Origin of the sequence: Colwellia echini (genome assembly GCF_002843355.2) — a bacterium.
Classification (GTDB): Bacteria; Pseudomonadota; Gammaproteobacteria; order Enterobacterales; family Alteromonadaceae; genus Colwellia; species Colwellia echini.
This window is the reverse complement of record NZ_PJAI02000004.1, coordinates 77,860-96,226: the sequence shown is the minus strand read 5'-3', so window position 1 is coordinate 96,226 and position 18,367 is coordinate 77,860. Positions and strand designations below refer to the sequence as shown.

15 protein-coding genes are annotated in these 18,367 nt (G+C 36.8%); 7 read left to right on the top strand and 8 right to left on the bottom strand.

Annotated elements, in window-relative coordinates; all coding sequences use genetic code 11:
* The first annotated feature begins 109 nt into the window (after positions 1–109).
* Positions 110–1,774, top strand: coding sequence for an electron transfer flavoprotein-ubiquinone oxidoreductase (locus CWS31_RS05400; RefSeq protein WP_101345158.1), 1,665 nt, complete (start codon positions 110–112; stop codon positions 1,772–1,774).
* 238 nt (positions 1,775–2,012) lie between these two features.
* On the opposite strand, the gene CWS31_RS05395 is transcribed toward CWS31_RS05400, so the two are convergent.
* The 3 genes from CWS31_RS05395 to CWS31_RS05385 all read right to left on the bottom strand — a co-directional run bounded on the left by CWS31_RS05395 (position 2,013) and on the right by CWS31_RS05385 (position 5,752).
* Complete coding sequence (locus tag CWS31_RS05395) at positions 2,013–3,701, bottom strand: flagellar assembly protein A (RefSeq protein WP_101345157.1); 1,689 nt, start codon at positions 3,699–3,701, stop codon at positions 2,013–2,015.
* A 124-nt stretch (positions 3,702–3,825) separates the two neighbouring features.
* A complete protein-coding gene (locus CWS31_RS05390; protein ID WP_101345156.1) occupies positions 3,826–4,152 on the bottom strand; it encodes a hypothetical protein in 327 nt (108 codons plus the stop codon).
* 250 nt (positions 4,153–4,402) lie between these two features.
* On the bottom strand, positions 4,403–5,752 hold the full coding sequence (locus tag CWS31_RS05385) for a CinA family nicotinamide mononucleotide deamidase-related protein (RefSeq protein ID WP_101345155.1): 1,350 nt from the start codon (positions 5,750–5,752) through the stop codon (positions 4,403–4,405).
* Positions 5,753–6,053: 301 nt separating this feature from the next.
* On the opposite strand from CWS31_RS05385, the gene CWS31_RS05380 reads away from it, so the two are divergent.
* Complete coding sequence (locus CWS31_RS05380; RefSeq protein ID WP_246143378.1) at positions 6,054–6,443, top strand: hypothetical protein; 390 nt, start codon at positions 6,054–6,056, stop codon at positions 6,441–6,443.
* A 257-nt stretch (positions 6,444–6,700) separates the two neighbouring features.
* On the top strand, positions 6,701–7,633 hold the full coding sequence (gene dapA, locus CWS31_RS05375; RefSeq protein ID WP_101345153.1) for a 4-hydroxy-tetrahydrodipicolinate synthase: 933 nt from the start codon (positions 6,701–6,703) through the stop codon (positions 7,631–7,633).
* A gap of 100 nt (positions 7,634–7,733) precedes the next feature.
* Here dapA and CWS31_RS05370 read toward each other — a convergent pair whose 3' ends face one another.
* Positions 7,734–8,723, bottom strand: coding sequence for an RluA family pseudouridine synthase (locus CWS31_RS05370; protein WP_101345152.1), 990 nt, complete (start codon positions 8,721–8,723; stop codon positions 7,734–7,736).
* A 148-nt stretch (positions 8,724–8,871) separates the two neighbouring features.
* Between CWS31_RS05370 and CWS31_RS05365 the strand changes: the two genes are divergently transcribed.
* Positions 8,872–9,210, top strand: coding sequence for a ribonuclease E inhibitor RraB (locus CWS31_RS05365; protein ID WP_101345151.1), 339 nt, complete (start codon positions 8,872–8,874; stop codon positions 9,208–9,210).
* Positions 9,211–9,308: 98 nt separating this feature from the next.
* Positions 9,309–9,524: a hypothetical protein gene (locus CWS31_RS05360; protein ID WP_101345150.1), complete on the top strand. Its 216-nt coding sequence runs from the start codon at positions 9,309–9,311 to the stop codon at positions 9,522–9,524.
* 72 nt (positions 9,525–9,596) lie between these two features.
* Here CWS31_RS05360 and CWS31_RS05355 read toward each other — a convergent pair whose 3' ends face one another.
* Complete coding sequence (locus CWS31_RS05355; RefSeq protein WP_148747688.1) at positions 9,597–9,908, bottom strand: hypothetical protein; 312 nt, start codon at positions 9,906–9,908, stop codon at positions 9,597–9,599.
* Positions 9,909–10,526: 618 nt separating this feature from the next.
* On the bottom strand, positions 10,527–14,495 hold the full coding sequence (gene purL, locus CWS31_RS05350) for a phosphoribosylformylglycinamidine synthase (RefSeq protein ID WP_425457512.1): 3,969 nt from the start codon (positions 14,493–14,495) through the stop codon (positions 10,527–10,529).
* A gap of 286 nt (positions 14,496–14,781) precedes the next feature.
* On the opposite strand from purL, the gene mltF reads away from it, so the two are divergent.
* Together mltF and CWS31_RS17540 are read left to right on the top strand one after the other, a co-directional pair.
* A complete protein-coding gene (gene mltF / locus CWS31_RS05345) occupies positions 14,782–16,362 on the top strand; it encodes a membrane-bound lytic murein transglycosylase MltF (protein WP_101345147.1) in 1,581 nt (526 codons plus the stop codon).
* A gap of 472 nt (positions 16,363–16,834) precedes the next feature.
* Positions 16,835–16,975, top strand: a complete 141-nt coding sequence (locus CWS31_RS17540) for a hypothetical protein (protein WP_170252767.1) — start codon at positions 16,835–16,837, stop codon at positions 16,973–16,975.
* 140 nt (positions 16,976–17,115) lie between these two features.
* On the opposite strand, the gene CWS31_RS05340 is transcribed toward CWS31_RS17540, so the two are convergent.
* Together CWS31_RS05340 and CWS31_RS05335 are read right to left on the bottom strand one after the other, a co-directional pair.
* On the bottom strand, positions 17,116–17,463 hold the full coding sequence (locus tag CWS31_RS05340) for an FHA domain-containing protein (RefSeq protein ID WP_101345146.1): 348 nt from the start codon (positions 17,461–17,463) through the stop codon (positions 17,116–17,118).
* A gap of 116 nt (positions 17,464–17,579) precedes the next feature.
* Complete coding sequence (locus CWS31_RS05335; RefSeq protein WP_101345145.1) at positions 17,580–18,323, bottom strand: PP2C family protein-serine/threonine phosphatase; 744 nt, start codon at positions 18,321–18,323, stop codon at positions 17,580–17,582.
* Positions 18,324–18,367 lie beyond the last annotated feature (44 nt).

Below are 18,367 nucleotides of genomic sequence, written 5' to 3'. Positions count from 1 at the left end.
TATCAAACGCTTGTTTGAATTTGTTGTTGTTTTAAAATAATCACTAAAATTCACTCAATAAGTTTATCTAATAAATATACCTAATAAATAGAATAATACTGGAGGTTTTATGGAACGTGAATCAATGGAGTTTGATGTAGTTATCGTTGGTGCAGGGCCTGCAGGTTTATCAACAGCTTGTCAATTAATGCAGTTAGCACAAGAAAAACAACAAGAGTTAACAGTTTGTGTAGTTGAAAAAGGCTCTGAAGTTGGTGCGCATATTCTCTCTGGAGCTGTATTTGAGCCAAGAGCACTTAACGAATTATTTCCTGATTGGCAAAGCCGTAATGCGCCATTAAACACGCCAGTAACCGCTGACGATATTTATCTTTTAAACAATGCCAATTCTGCTTTGAAGTTGCCTTATTTCTCAGTGCCTAAAACTATGCATAATGAGGGGAATTATATTGTTAGTATGGGCAATATATGTCGCTGGTTAGCAGAGCAAGCTGAGCAATTAGGCGTTGAAATATTCCCAGGTTTTGCGGCACAAAGTGTTATTTATAATGATGATGAAAGTGTTGCAGGTATTATTACTGGTGATATGGGATTAGATGCACAAGGGAATGAAAAAGACTCTTTTATGCCAGGTATGGAGTTACGCGCTAAATACACTGTATTTGCTGAAGGCTGTCGAGGGCATTTAGGTAAAGAATTAATCGCAAAATTTAATCTTAATGAAAACAAATCACCACAACATTATGGCTTAGGGTTTAAAGAAATTTGGGATATAGCGCCAGAAAAACATCAACCCGGTTTAGTGGTTCATACTGCAGGTTGGCCATTAGATAAAGAAACTACGGGCGGTGGTTATTTATATCACGCTGAAAATAACCAAGTGTTTGTCGGCTTAATTGTTGATTTAAGTTATAAAAATCCACACCTGAGCCCGTTTGATGAGTTTCAACGCTATAAACATCACCCTAAAATCAGCCAATACCTTGAGGGCGGAAAACGAGTTTCTTACGGTGCTAGAGCTATGGCAAAGGGCGGTTTTAATTCTTTACCTAAAATGACAATGCCAGGCGCGTTATTAGTAGGCTGTGATGCTGGTACTATTAACTTTGCTAAAATAAAAGGTAATCACACCGCAATGAAGTCTGGTATGTTAGCAGCAGAAGCTATTGTTAATGCGTTGTTTTCTGATGAGAATGTTGCAACAGCATCAGGTAAACAAGACTTAATTGAATACAGTAAGTTATTTAAAGATTCTTGGTTATATGAAGAATTATATAATACCCGTAATTTTGGCCCTGCCATGCATAAATTTGGCACTACTTGGGGTGGTGTTTACAACACGGTTGATCAAAATGTTTTTGCTGGTAAATTACCTTTTAACTTTAAAGATAATACCGAAGATTATGCACAGTTAAAACATGCGGAAGAGGTCGTTGTTATTAAATACCCTAAGCCTGATAATCAATTAAGTTTTGATAAACTTTCCTCTGTTTTCTTATCAAATACCAATCATGAAGAAGATCAACCTTGCCATTTAAAACTTAAAGATGCCAACATCCCCATCGCTATTAATATAAAACAATATAACGAGCCAGCACAGCGTTATTGCCCGGCAGGCGTTTATGAAGTTGAAAAAACAGAGCAAGGTGATAAGTTTATTATTAATGCGCAAAATTGTATTCATTGTAAAACTTGCGATATTAAAGATCCTAGCCAGAATATTACTTGGGTTACTCCTGAAGGGGCAGGTGGTCCAAATTACCCGAACATGTAACTGTAAGATAGTATTAATCTGTATAAAGAATCTGAGTTATGGATAATAAATATTGCTTATCCATATTCAGGTTGAATATTCCCCAAGCTTGAATTTGTTGTTTATACAAGAGCTACTCATCATCCATTTAATCGAAATACGATTAGGCTGAAAATTAAAAATCCCAGATAAACGGCCATTTATCTGGGATTTTTAATTTAATTAACTCAACTTAAGCCAAGTTAGTTATGAGCAAAGGTTAGTTATGCACTATGGCATCAATAATAATCTTTCGCTCTTTGTAGAACATTTTACTTGGTCCATACTCTCGTCGTGATCTCTCGTTATACTCACCTATGATGAGCTCTACGCCATGGTATAGTTTTTCTGTCGCTTCAATGTAAACACTACTTTTATATGTTTGAAGTTTTTCTTCGACAAGAAGTTTTTTATTTAGCACTTTACCCATTTGTTTAGCGTGATGTTGGTAACTTGGTACCAATTTAGCTAATAATTCAGGTTTAGCACTTTCTTTTGGTAATTTCTTTAATTTATTTATTGCTGCTAACAGTTCATCTGTAGTGGTGGATTCCTTTTTAATTAACTCATCTAAACTGTTAATTCTTTCTTTAAACTTTATTACTTGATGTTCAAAGTTTATAAAGGTGTTACTACCTGCAGTAGCACCAATAAAACCAGCATGAACGGAAGTACCCACTTTGCAGTATCCACCAATGAGTTTACCGTTTGCTTGCTCTTCTTTACCAACCCATAATCGACCATGAATATCTAAGATACTATGCATTAATTGATTTTCAATACGCACATTCTTTCCAGATACAATTTGTGCGTATTGACAATATAATGCATAAATACTGCCTTTGGCTTTTATATTGACACTCATTAATACATCGGTAATTGCTGTTTTTTCAATATCATGTTTGCGGCCGATAATTCCACCTGAAATAGTGATATCTCCCCCAGCTTCAAGTGTTGCTGACTCGACAAAGCCGCCGACGGTAATGTCACCCGAAGCAACTACCGTCATACCTTCATTAACATTGCCATCAATAATAACACTACCTGTAAAGTTAATATTACCGGTTGCCACGGTGACATCTTTAATTTTATAAACTTCGTCAACTTCCATGCCGTTATTAATCAACTTAGGCAAACCGACTCTTTCAGAGACCAAAACGTTATTATTCTTTGGACTGATATTGGTGCCTTCACCAGCAACTAACTCAACATCATTTCCAGGTGCTGGCGGTAATGATGTTGCAGTGACAGTGTAACCTTCTTTACCTTGTGTTAGTGGTACTTTTTTGGCGAGTGGATCGCCAATATTTACACAGATAATATCGCCTAGATCTCGCATGTCGACGCTACCGTCTTCACGTTTTTTGGGTTTCAAAATTCGAGATTGAGCGCTTTCAACTAACGGTTTTATTAATGCATCTTTGCCATTTATCGCGATTCGGCCTGTAGCAATTTGCATTTCAACTTGGGTATTAGGAGGTTCTTTTGCGGCAAGTTGGGCTAGCTCTATTAAGTGCTCTTTACTAAAACCTTTTTTAACCCCCGCTTCTTGTGCTGCTGTTAATATGGCTTTTGCAGTTAAATGCTTTCCACCTTGCGCGGTTGTGATTTCGGCCGAAGCACCCATTTCATCTGTTTCAATAGTAATAGATATGCTTGCGTCAATACGTTCAAGTATCTGATAGTTAATAGTTCTACCAGTTTTATTTTCTTGTAGTGGTTTTAAAACATCATTTAACTCAGCTAGAGCATTTTTAATATTACTGTTATTGACACGAAGCGTTTTAAATTCAGAGTTGAGAATTAATTCATTGATGCTTGCAGCTGATATAGTATCGCCACCTTTGATAGGCTCTAAGACTAAATCTATATTATTTTTGTTGTTACAGATTAAACTAGCTTTGGTCATTAAATTTGCTCCGCCTAACGGTTAAGTACTTCGGAGCTAAGTAACTGTTAGGTGCTATTTTTTCTTTTATATAATAATGTTAATCAATATTATAACTACTAGATTATAGGCAAGTTCAATAACTTTACATATAATGATTTTGGTGTATTTTGATAAAACTACTAGTGCCTTGTTTAGAGTAATCAATTTTATACTCTACGCCGTCAAGTGCCTGTACAAACAATAATGTTTTTTCTTCGCCAAACAACTCAGTTGAAGTAATATCAACAATATCTTGATAGGCTTTCTTTGCTTGTGAGCGTTTTTCAGGAACTATCCCTTTATAAAGCCCGATTCCACGGTGACTAATAATAATGACATCTTTTTCACCATTAAGAATCAATAAATCAAATTTTTTTATTTTATGGATAACGGTGTTTCGGCCACTTGTTATAAAATTTTTCTCTATCAAAATAAGCTCCTTATATTAAGTTATTGTTTCAATGTACAAACCACATAACTTAATATATAAATTTTTAGTTAACTAAGCAATGTAAATGCTAATCCATTAATTAGATCTCATATAGATCTCATATAGATCTCATACGGGTGAGTGACTTTACTTATTCAAGTATAGTTTACTCAACTTTAAGAGTAGTCTAACCCACAATATTGTTAATGTTCTTTTTTAAATGCAATACTCAAAGCTAACGTAACTCAAACTAATGCGGTTTAGGAAACGCTCGTTCACTAACGTAGTTAGGTACTGACGTTGATTTTTGTTGGTAACGACGCAGTAAATCTAAGCCAACAGCAGTAACAAATTGCTGAAATTGCTGTCTTTTGTAAGGTAATAATAAGCATTGAGTTTGTAAATCATTTAAACTACCCCAAGCAAGCCAAACCGTACCTACTGGTTTATCTTCACTGCCGCCATTAGGGCCAGCAATACCAGATACGGCAATGGCGATATCAGCTTTAGATTTTAATAACGCGCCTTTGGCCATGGCAATGACGACCGCTTCGCTAACCGCGCCATTTGTCGCTAGTATTGTTGGCGAGACATCGATCATCGCTGTTTTCATTGCATTACTGTAGGTCACAAACCCTGCTTCAAAACACATCGAGGAGCCGCTAACTTCTGTTAATTTACTTGCAATTAAACCACCAGTGCATGATTCGGCTGTGGTAATTTTTAAGCCATCTTGCTGCAACAAGTCGAGCAAATGTTCAGCCATTGTTTTAGGTTTGCCATTAATTTCTGCAATTAAATGATCACCAAGCGTATGAGTTAGTTTTTTCAGCCAAGGCGCTTTTAAAATAGCTCCTTTTTTAGTGGTGGTGGTTAATTTTACTTCTAGTAAAGGCATGCCAGCACGAAAACCTAGTTCTATTTCAGTTGGCCAATCAGGCAATTGCTCATCAATCATTTTTTGTAAGCTTGATTCACCTAAACCAAACACCTGTAAACGAGTAATATCTGTGTTGCTTGTACTAGGTAGTTTGTTAGCAATTGCAGGTATTATTTCTTCGTTAAGCATGGTTTTTAATTCATGGGGTACACCAGGGGTACAATAAATATCGCAATTTTGAAAGCGAACAGAAAAACCAACAGCACTGCCATTTTTATTCGCAATAATGTTACAGCCTTGAGGTAAAATGGTTTGTTTTAAATTAGGGGTATTTAACTCGGTACCACGTTGTTCACACCAGTTAGTTAAATGCGTAAGAGCTTGTGGGTGTTGTATTAGCTCAACGTCGATTGCAAGGGCTAACGCTTGTGCGGTTAAATCATCAATAGTAGGACCTAAGCCACCATTGATAATTAAAATGTCGCTAATGCTAGTCATATAAGTTATTTCATTAACGAGCATAGCTAAGTCGTCAGCAACGGTTACCTTGCGCTGTATGCTAAGCCCAATATCTTTAAATAGTTCGGCCATCAGGGCTGAATTACTGTCAACAATGTCGCCCGTCATTAATTCATTTCCCGTTAATAATAGCTGAACTATCGGCGTTTTCTGAGGCACGTTTATTAAATCGTTTACCTGTTTTAGGGGGACAGTTGACATGCTTTTTTCCTTAGATATTGTATATGAGGGTCAACTTAAACCTTTTTAAGTTAATTTACATCTACTTTTTATTTTCTGATTATAAGTCAAATAACCTTTTTTGTGTGCTTATGGATAAAAGTTAAGGTTTATCGGAAAATAATTTTTCCCATTCACTCGTATTAGCATTATTATATGCGCTGAATTAAAGACACTCGTTATTCGATGTTGAACTGTTAATAAACAATTATAAGCAGCAATGGTCTGCTTTTTATCGCTTATTGATAGCGATAAATACCGTTGAAATTTAGGAATAAATATAGTGAGTAAGACTAATTATCCCCGAGACTTACTGTTTGGTTCTTGGTATCGAAATGAACTTGATGAGCAGGGTAATGAAACCATTGAATATGCTCAATTAAGTGCTGACGGTAGTTTTGAATTTATGTTTACTACGCTAAATTCTCAAGGGGAGATCATTGAAGAAATAACAGAGTTGGGAGATTGGGGGTTAGTTGGCGATATCCACTTCACTATCACTAAAGATGAACTGATTGGTGAGGAGCTGTTTGCTGCTGATTTAAATAATGCTGATAATTATCAAGCATATAAAGTTTTAGCCCTAAATCATCAAACTTTTCATTATCAACATAGCTTGACCAATGAAGAATATATCATGAGACGGGTTGTTGATAACCTCGGTCATTGTTAGAATACCGCCCAGAATTTATTGAAATACCCGTGACCATTCAAAATACGGAAACTTTAGAGTGACTATAAATTTCATCTACAAGGCGCACAATTGAGTAATAGCTTATTATTAGCAATGAATGTAACGCAGTAGATTAAACTTTTAGACTTATAAAAACATGTATATTGAATGATTGTGAGTATATATACCAATAAGACGCATTTATTGATCTCTTGGTATGCCTTAATTGAAGTTAAATAAATAATTAGAGATAGTTAATGAAGCGATTAAAAGCAGCAAGTTTAATTACCGCAGTAAAAACTCCTTATACAGAGCAAGGAGAAGTTTGTTTAAAAACGTATGATTTCTTAATAGAACAACAAATTGCTGCAGGTGTAGATGGTATAATTGTTGGCGGCACTACTGGCGAAGGACATTTACTTAGCTGGGAAGAACATTTAATGCTGATTGCTCACTGTGTTAATAACTTCTCTGATAAGCTAGTTATTATTGGAAATACAGGTAGTAATAATACCCGTGAAGCGATTAAAGCGACTGAAAATGGTTTTGCTATTGGTATGGATGCGGCTCTGCAAATTAATCCATATTACGGCCGTACTTCTGAGCAAGGCGTTAGTGAACACTTTAAACGTGTGCTTGATATTGGTCCTGCTTATATCTACAACGTACCGAGTCGAACAGGCCAAGACATTACACCGGATATTATTGAGCCTTTAGCGAGTCATAAAAACTTTATCGGTGTAAAAGAGTGTGCGGGTAATGAACGTATTGCTTATTATGAAGACAAAGGTATTGCATGTTGGTCAGGAAATGATGATGAGAGTTATGTTGCTCGCCATAAACATGGTTCACATGGCGTTATTTCAGTAACTTCAAATATTATTCCTGGTTTAATGTGTCAGTTAATGAATACTGACCTTTCGGCAACTGAATTAGCAGAAACAGCTAAATTAAATGAAAGCCTACAAGGTATGATGAATTGGTTGTTTTGTGAGCCAAACCCAATTGCTATCAATACTGCGCTTATGATGACTAATGCGGTACCTAAAGTTTTCCGTCTACCTTATCAAGCGTTAACATTAGCTCAACGCGAACAAGGTTATGCGTTGTTAAAAGCAATTCCTACTGAAGATTTAGTGGGCGATAGTTTATCTGTACTTGCTGACGGTGATTTTACTTACTGTATTTAATGATTGAAATATCAACTTAGTCTTTCTATCTTAGTTTATGTTAATTTAAAGTAGTTTAAGTTAACGTTACAAAGCCTCAGCTTACTTAGCTCAACTTGAGTTAAGTCAATTGAGGCTTTAATATTTCTGGCAGTTCAAAAAAACGAGGTTTCGCTTCAAGTGAGTTGTCATTTCCCGTTAGTGGACAATCAAAGGCTAAACTTACCGCACAAAGTTGTAAATCTAACACTTCATTTTCATCAGCAATGCCATGTAATCTATCGCCCACCACAGGCATCCCTATACTAGCCGCATGTATACGTATTTGGTGTTTTCTACCGCTGTCTATTTTTACCTGAATTAATGATCTATCTAGAGTTTTATCATAAGCTAAGCAGTTAAAAGTACTGCGCGCTGGTTTCTGATCAACTTCTTGCTTAATAATTTCAGGTTGTGATCGGCCACTGTGATTACCATGCACAATAATATGGTATATTTTTACAAGTTGATGATGTTCGAACATGGCTGATAACGCTTGAGCGGCTTTTTTAGTGTGTGCTATTAATATCAAACCTGTTGCCGCTTTATCTAAGCGATGCACGATAAAAGCAGGGCGTTCGTTAGGCAAGTTTAATTGAGCAAAGCGGGCGATAGTACAGTGGTCACTCCATTTAGAGCCTTGTGATAACATGCCGTAGGGTTTGTACCACACACTGTAATCGGTTAAATCAGCAATAAGCCTCGCTGGCGGTACTGTAGTAGAAAGTACCGCATTATTATAATAAAAGTGTAATTCGTCACCGATATTAAGCGGCTTTTTTACTCGGCGTAAACGTTGCGTTTGTTTCTTGTTAGTTGCAGGCGTTAGCCATAAAGCACCTTTACTAATCGCTTTTTTTAGCTCCGAATTTGAAAGCTCAGCGTATTGTTGTTCATTTTTTTGTTTAGAATATTTTTGTTGAGCATAATATTGCAGCACTGTTATCGCTGTAATTTTATCAGCTATATCTTCTACCATTTCCACAGTAATGGTTATATGCCATTCAAACGTTTTATTTTTTAGGGATAAGGATTGATCTTGTGGGTTTGAACTGTTTAAATCTACGGGCATATTAATTGGCGGCTAACGAGAACTTTGTCTTTATTTTACTAGGTTTATTGACTTAGCAAAGCTAAAATAAAAAATATTATTGGTATAAAGCTTAACCCACTTAAATAAACCTACTTAAATCCACAGTAATAATTAATTGAGAGTAACTATGTCACGTGATTTAACACTTTTTCCAGAAGATGAAATTGGCGATACCCTTTGGCAAATGCAAGAAACAGGTGAAGATCTTGCTATTGAACGTGAAATTGAATTTTCAGTGCTATTTTCAAGTAAAGACTTAGCACTTGAATTCGGTCAAATACTATTAGAAAACAATCAAAAGTTATCATTTACCCCATTTGAAGGAGATGAGCTATTAACGTGGGAAGTAACGGCTTACCCATTTATGTTGCCGAGCTATGAAAATATAGTAAGTTATCAAGAGTTGTTAGTTGCAAGTGGTGAACCATTACAAGCGCAATTTAATGGCGTATTTTTTATTGGCTAGTACTTGGCTAGTACTTGGCTAGTTCGTGCTTAGCTAGTTCATGTTAAATACGAACTAACCGGACAACATCTTAAAAGAGCAAATTCCTCAGGAACTTTATGAGTATAGATTTAACGCAATTTGCCGCGTTACAAAAGGCAAGTAAAGCCTCTTTTTTTGAACAACAGAAATTAATGAAGCAGGTGATGGCAGGCAAAACTGTTTTGTGTAAAACCTGCAATCAACCATTGAAGCTATATACACCTGAACAGAATGAATTAACAGGTATTCGCTGCGCTAAAAGCTGCACAGATATTTCGTTAGACTTTGTTTAAATTTAAGGGTATGAAAGTAGATTTTCAAGGAAGACTGACTGTTTTTTAGCTTCTATATAGAGAAGACTTAAATTAATAGCCCATTCCAATATTGATGCCATAAACATTACCGGATGTTCTCGAATCACTGGTTTCTATATAGCGTCGAATATAATAGCGTCGAATATAAGGAGTAATTTGAAACTTTAAAATATTAAACTCTACTCCAAACTCTGGGTAGAGTGCTGTAGTAAAACTATCAATACACCCTTCGAATTGCTCTTCTTCATCTGTACAATTTTGTGTTTTCCCAATAAATATACCTAAGCCAAGGTATGGGTTTATTAATTGGCCTGTATGAACAAAAAAAACCTGACACGCCGACATAAGTTTCATTTTTCTCATAACTTTTATAACCTTCATTACTATTACTTTTATCAGAAAAAAGATCATAATCATCATCATTATTAATGTAACTTAAATAAGTTTCATCATTAGTTTCATACACTTCAACTATATTATTTCCACCTGAATATAACATAAGGCTTGCTCGTACCCCCCAATTATATTCTCTAGTTGATGTTGATAATTAATACCAGAACGCTCACCTTTGGATTCATTAAATGCACCTATAGAGTATAAAGCCACATCTTGGTTTGCATTAGTTAGAGTAGAAAAAAAGAGTAAAGCAGTTGATAAACATAATTTAATTAAGTAATGCATAATTCCATTTTCGCATAAAGGTGTTTATGAGCTTTTAATAAGTTACTTGAGGACAAGTAAGTTCAAAGTATTTTAGATTGAGATAATAAATAAGTGATTTGGTAACGAATAAACTATCATTATCTAGAATTTAGGCAAAATAATAAAAAACCCGACAGTTAATCGGGTTTTTAGCTAATGACTAGGTCATCTGATGGGGTGTTATTCTGAAGCTAGTTGACTCAGATTAGCGAAATAGTATCAAGATGACGAATATCAGTGAGTACTTTTACGCATAAGATGAGTCAACTAGCGAAAATATTAGCCAATAAATTTACGCGCATTACGGAACATACGAACCCAAGGTGAATCTTCACCCCAGCTATCTGGATGCCATGAGTTAGCAACCGTTCTAAATACACGTTCAGGATGCGGCATCATAATCGTTACGCGACCATCCGTAGTTGTTAATGAAGTTATACCGTCTACTGAGCCGTTAGGGTTAGCAGGGTAGGTTTCAGTAACATCACCGTAGTTGTTTACAAAGCGCATTGATACTGTGCCTGAGTTATTGGCTGCATCAATTGCTTCATCAGATTTGAATTCAGCATGTCCTTCACCGTGTGAAACAGCGATTGGCATACGAGAGCCAGCCATACCTTTAAACAGTACAGAAGGGCTTTCTTGAATTTCAACTAATGAGAAACGTGCTTCAAAACGCTCAGACTTGTTTTGTACAAAGTGAGGCCAGTGCTCAGCGCCAGGGATGATTTCTTTTAAGTTAGATAACATCTGACAACCGTTACACACACCTAATGAGAAAGTATCTTCACGCTCGAAGAAAGCTTTAAACATGGCACGTGCGTTAGCATTGAATAATATTGATTTTGCCCAACCTTCACCAGCACCTAATACGTCACCGTATGAGAAACCGCCACAAGCGACTAAGCCGTTGAAGTCTGCTAAATCAGTTCTACCTGATAATATGTCAGACATATGTACATCAATCGCTACAAAACCAGCTCTGTCGAATGAAGCAGCCATCTCAACGTGTGAGTTAACACCTTGCTCACGTAAAATTGCGATACGTGGGTTAGTGCCAGCCTTTGCGTCTTTAACAATTAAATCAGCAACTATATCTTCATTAATATCAAACGTTAGCTCAGTGTTTAAACCTGGATCTTCAGTATCAAATTTAACATCATGCTCTTGTTGTGCACATTCTGGGTTGTCACGAAGTGACTGCATTTTGTAAGTTGTTTGTGCCCATGTAGTACGGTAATAAGTACGAGAATTTTCTAATACAACTTCACCACCGCGACTAAAGCGAATAGTATCTTCGTTGTTCAATGTACCAATAACGGTAGCTAAGTCGGCAATACCATATTCAGCGAACACTGCATTTACTGCGTCAAGTTCACTGTTAAGTACTTGAATAACACCACCTAGCTCTTCATTGAATAAAGTAGCTAAGTCATCGAATGAACCTTTAGATAGCTTGCTGATATCAATATCAACACCGGTGTGACCTGCAAAAGCCATTTCAGCAACCGTAGTAAATAAACCACCGTCTGAAATATCATGGTAAGCAATAACTTTTTGGGCGCGAACAAGTGTTTGCATCGCGTTGAAGAAACCTTTTAACACTTCTGGGCTATCAACATCAGGGGTTTCATTACCAAGCTTTTTGTAAACTTGGGCAATACATGAGCCGCCTAAACGTTTTTTACCGTTTGATAAATCAATAGCGATAAGTGATGTTTCACCTTTATCAGAGCGAAGCTCAGGAGTAACGGTTTTACGAATATCTTCAACAACACCAAAAGCGGTAATAACTAATGATAATGGCGAGGTTACGGATTTCTCAACGCCATTTTCTTCCCATTGGGTTTTCATTGACATTGAATCTTTACCAACCGGGATGGTTAAGCCTAAAGCCGGACATAACTCTTCACCAATGGCTTTAACTGCTTCGTAAAGACCAGCGTCTTCACCAGGATGGCCCGCAGGAGACATCCAGTTTGCAGAAAGCTTAATGCGGTTCAATCTCTCACCGTCAGAGCCAGCAATATCAGTTCCAGCAATGTTAGTTAATGATTCAGCTACCGCTAAACGTGCAGATGCACCGAAGTTAAGTAATGCAACTGGCGTACGTTCACCTAATGACATTGCTTCACCGTGGTAAGAATCAAGTGCTGAGGCGGTAACACCACAATCGGCAACAGGAACCTGCCAAGGGCCAACCATTTGGTCACGATTAACCATACCGGTAACAGAGCGATCGCCAATAGTAATTAGGAAGGTTTTTTCCGCAACGGTAGGTAGTGATAAAATTCTGTTTGCAGCATCTTCTAAACTAATATTGCTGAAATCTAATACATCACCACCCGCTTTTGCAGATTTTACATCGCGAATGATTTTAGGGGTTTTACCTAAAAGTACGTCAAGTGGTAAATCTATTGGGGTGTTTAATGCGTCATCATTTGCAAAATGTTCATCTGTTACAGTCAAATGCTCTTCTTCAGTGGCACGACCAACAATTGCATATGGTGCGCGTTCGCGTTGACATATTTTTTCAAAGGTTGCTAAGTTTTTGTCTGAAACAGCAATAACATAACGCTCTTGAGATTCGTTACACCAAATTTCGTGTGGTGCCATGCTACGTTCATCATTTGGTACTTTACGCAGTTCAAAAACCCCACCACGGCCACCATCTGAAACTAATTCAGGGAATGCGTTAGATAAACCACCCGCACCAACATCATGAATGAAGGCAATAGGGTTCTCTTCACCTAGCTGCCAACATTTATCAATAACTTCTTGACAACGACGCTCCATTTCTGGGTTTTCACGTTGAACAGAGGCAAAGTCTAAGTTTTCAGCTGATTGACCAGAAGCCATTGATGATGCTGCACCGCCGCCTAAACCAATGTTCATTGCTGGGCCACCTAATGCAATTAAGTGAGCACCAACAACAATTTCACGTTTTTGGACATGTTCATCACGAATGTTACCTAAACCACCAGCAAGCATAATAGGTTTGTGATAACCACGGACTTCAACGCCGTTAAATGAGTTAACTTCTTCTTCGTAAGTTCTAAAGTAACCTAAAATAGCAGGGCGACCAAATTCATTGTTAAAAGCCGCGCCACCTAATGGACCTTCCATCATGATGTCAAATGCTGTAACTATGCGACTTGGTTTACCAAAATCAGTTTCCCAAGGTTGTACAAATTCAGGAATGCGTAAGTTAGATACAGAAAAACCGACTAAACCTGCTTTCGGTTTAGAGCCAATACCTGTTGCGCCTTCATCACGAATTTCACCACCACTACCTGTTGCAGCACCTGGGTATGGAGAAATTGCAGTAGGGTGGTTATGGGTTTCAACTTTCATCAATACCTGAATATCTTCATGGTGATAACCATAAACATTGGTTTCAGGATTTGGGAAGAAACGACCACCTTTATTACCTACCATTACCGCAGCGTTATCTTTATATGCGCTTAGCACGTAATCACTGTTTAATTCGTGCGTATTACGGATCATTTTAAATAATGATTTAGGCTGTTTAACGCCATCGATAGTCCAATCTGCGTTAAAAATCTTATGACGACAATGCTCTGAGTTTGCTTGGGCAAACATGTATAATTCTATATCGTGCGGGTTGCGGCCTAATTTAGTGAAGTTTTCAAATAAATAGTTAACTTCATCTTCTGCAAGGGCTAAACCTAATTCAACGTTAGCGTTAACTAAGGCTGCTTTACCGCCATTTTCAATATCAATTGCGGTTAATTTACCTGGTTCACTGCTAGCAAATAATAAGCTAGCTTGATCAAAGTCATTAAAAATACTTTCCATCATGCGATCGTGTAACAATGTATTAAGTTGCACTTCTTGTTCTGTGGTTAATACTGCGCCGTTTTGCAAAGTAATATAATAAGCAATGCCACGTTCTAGACGCACTACGTTAGCAAGACCACAGTTATGGGCAATGTCGGTAGATTTTGATGACCAAGGAGAAATAGTACCCGGACGAGGCGTTACTAATAAAAACAAACCGCTAGGTTGATGTTCTTCAATGGTTGGACCGTAAGTTAATAATTTAGCTAAAACATTTTCTTCGCTCGCACTTAATTCTGTACTAAGGTGCGCGAAATGGGCAAATTCAGCGTATATATCATTTACTGGAAGTTGTAACTCTTCACATTGAGCTATTAATTTTTTAACTCGAAAGTCAGAAAGTGCTGGAGCGCCACGAAGATTTTTAATTAACGTAGTCTTAGGCATCGTCATAGGGTAATCACCAAGTTTGTGTAAGGCTGTGATTGGTTGCTATGAATTAACTTGGGATAACCGAACACTAATAATAACGTGTTTTTGTTGGCTCAATTTAAGTTGTAGCAACTAACCGAAAATTTCGCGCGTATTATAATTGAAAATGCAGCTTTTGTTAATGGCTAAATTCAGCGAAATGTCATCCCAAAAAGAAGAATAAATACAAATAAATAAATTAACATCGTTGATAACTAAAAAATGCTTGGCTAATAAGTCAATTCACGACACAATTAAGCCTATGAATAAATACTTTTCCTTTATTAACAAACCGCAGTTCACTAATGAAGTACTAGCTAAAGTGGCTATGATTTTATTAGCTATTTTTATTTCTTCACTGTTGAGTGGTTGTAATAAAGAGAACGAGCCAACAAGTTTATCTCGTATTTTAGAGCGCGGTTATATCAATGTTGGCACTATTTTTGGCCCAACCAATTACCATAGTACGGCTGACGGCTTCGAGGGGTTTGAATATGAACTTGCCAAAAAATACGCCGAATCACTTAACGTAGAACTTCGTATTATCCCAAGTTACAGTCTCGACGAACTATTTATTAAATTGAATACTGGTGAAGTTGACGTATTAGCTGCAGGGTTATCTATTACCGAAAAGCGGCTACAACGTTTTCGCTTTGCCCCTACTTATCAATCTATTACGCAAAAACTGGTATTTAAACAAGGTAATATTAGACCACGCGAAGTTAAAGATTTAACGGGGAAGTTAATGGTTATGACGGGGTCAAGTTACGTTGAAAATCTTGAAAAATTAAAACAAAGCTATAATCCCCTTAATTGGCAAGAAACTGCTGATTTTGATAGTGAAGAGTTATTAGCTAAAGTATTGAATGACGAAATTGATTATACCATTATCGACAGCCACAGTTTAGCGATTAACCGACGCTACTATCCTGAAATAAGCATTGGTTTTAGCATTAAAGAGCCTGAAAAATTAGCGTGGATGGTGAGCAAAAACAGTCAGGATGATCTGTTATCTAGCTTGGTAGAGTTTTTTGGTGTTGTGCATCATGATGGTACTTTACTAGCATTAGACGATAAATATTATGGCCATATAGAACAGTTTAATTACGTAGAAACCCGCACTTTTATTAAGGCGGTGAGTGATACCCTACCTCAGTATCAACCGCTTTTTGAAAAATATTCACAAGATATTGATTGGCGTTTACTGGCGGCGATTAGTTATCAAGAATCGCATTGGAACCCTAAAGCTCGTTCCTACACCGGCGTTCGCGGCATGATGATGCTGACTTTAAATACGGCAAAACAAATGGGCATAAAAAGCCGTTTAGATACCGAACAAAGTATTCAGGGCGGGGCAAAATACTTTAAGCGTATGATTGCTAAAATGCCAGACAGAATACCAAGCCCCGATAGAGTTTGGTTTGCGTTAGCCTCTTATAATATTGGTTTTGGTCATTTAAATGATGCGCGGATTATTACTCAGCAGCAAGGGGGCGATCCAGATCGTTGGGTTGAAGTTAAAACCAGACTGCCGCTTTTACAGCAGAAAAAATATTATAAAAAAACTAAATATGGTTATGCACGCGGTGAAGAGCCGGTACATTATGTTGATAATATTCGTCGTTACTACGACACGCTAACGTGGTTAGACAACAAAGCTCAAGAAGAAGCCATCGCCTTAGCATCAGAAGCAAAACAGTTAGAAGATGAATTGAAAATAGCTGAAGAGCTTTTAACCACAGGCTCAGTGGAGACGTTTATATTTTCTACTGAGGATAATAGTGACATTGATAGTGAACTCTCAGTTGGCTCTGATACTGATTCTGAAAGTAAAGCTAAGTAACCTGAGTTCAGTATAAGCAAAGTGCTACAACAGTCTTATTTATCCGTATTCCTTCGTTATAAAAACTCCCAATAACTCGCTATTGGCTTCGCTTTCTCGCCTTGACCTGCGAATAACTAAAACTATTGTAGATGCTTTAATACAAATAGTTGATATTGTTATGCTTTACAATTTAGTTATCCCGAAATTAGGTTAAGTAATATTGCCATAGCCTCTGCTGTTGATGCAATATCCCCTCTTTTATTTCCACTTTATTTTTACTTCAAAATGAGCTTTGGTTGGGATTAAACGCAGGCTTGTTACAAACTATTACTATATTTTTACTTCATGATTAGAAAAATACATTATAGTTTTTAGATGATTGACGAGACACGAAGTAATACTTTTCCCAAATTATTTCTTATTGTCATAAAGTTGTCATTTTAACCGACTATAGTAACTGTAATCTTATTTTAAACTATTGGAAATTACGATGAAAAGATCTTTAAAAACAAACCAACGTAAAAAACTATTAAATCGCCAGCACAACAAAATGAGTTCACGTAGACTTTCTCATTTTAATTTATCATTATCAGCAGTTAGCACTGTTCAACAAGCAGAGAGTGAGCGTTAATTAGGTTGAATGAACCTATCATTTATATTAATGCTTAGCTTTCCCTGCTAATTATCTACCGCTTAGAACGTCTCTCTCCCAAGCACCTAGCACTTCAAATATCCCCCTCATTTATTAATTATGAGTAAAGTAATCAACGGTTAACCAATAATGATTGCAGTTTCATCAAGCGTATTACTTTCTTTATCAATAAATTGAAACTGGCTAAAGCCAATGCTAATAATGTCTTCATGATCTAATTGCTGACGGGCTATTTCACGGCCATTTAATTCAGTACCGTTAGTGCTTTTTAGATCTTCTAAATAGGTAATTAATTGGCCTTCGATAAAAGGATTTGGTCCTGTTATCAACCGAGCATGCTTTGAGCTGACAGCGGCATCTTTAATTTGAATATCATTATCTTCTGCGCGGCCAATGGATAATGAGCCTTGGGTGAGCTCCCATTTATTAATGATCACATCTTCAACACTTAAGGCTAAGTAAGCCATAAAAACTCCTAATTATTGTTTTTTGATACTTATTTATTAACTAACCTCAGTTAGGGTTAAGCTATTTCAGTAATTATTATTAAATAAGTTTATTGGTTTTAGGTTGTTATTCTATTTTATTGCTCTGCGATATTAATTAAACCGACTGTCAGGTTGTCTCTACTATTATTTGCAATGGCTTTGTTTATCATGTCACTACAGAGGCTATTATTAGTAGAGTACTCTGATAAATATGTACTTATCGTTTGCTCTGATAAGTAATCATGTAAACCATCGGTTGATAGCATAATAATATCGCCATTATTTATTGTTATGCTCTTAGTATCAACGGATATTTTATCTCTCACGCCAATTGCTTGTGAAAGTAGGTTTTTAGTATTTGAATGTTTTGCTGTTTCGGCGCTAATGGCACCTTTATTGACTAATTCTTGAAGCATGGTGTGGTCGATAGTTTCTTGAATGAGAATATTATCTTTTAGAGAGTAAGCGCGCGAATCTCCAACCCAGCCGATATGACACTTTTCATTTTCTAAGATAACTAATACCCCAGTTGTTCCCATACCTTGTTGAGCACTATTTTTTTGGGCTGATGTTAAAATGGCTAAATTTGCAGTATTAAGTTGCGTGACAATCCAATCTTGCCAGTTTGTTGGTTTAACGGAACCTAATTGCTGAACAGCATTACAGATATGATTAACTAGCAGTGCACTAGCTATTTCGCCAGCATTATGTCCGCCCATACCATCGGCTATTATCATCCAAGTAAAACCGAGTGGTTCGTGAAAACCGTACTTTATCGCATCTTCATTATTGTCTCTGATCACGCCTTGATGGCATAACGATTTAATATGGTTGTTCATAAGCGGCGCTTGTAAATCCCTTTCATTTTATTTAGATTTTAATT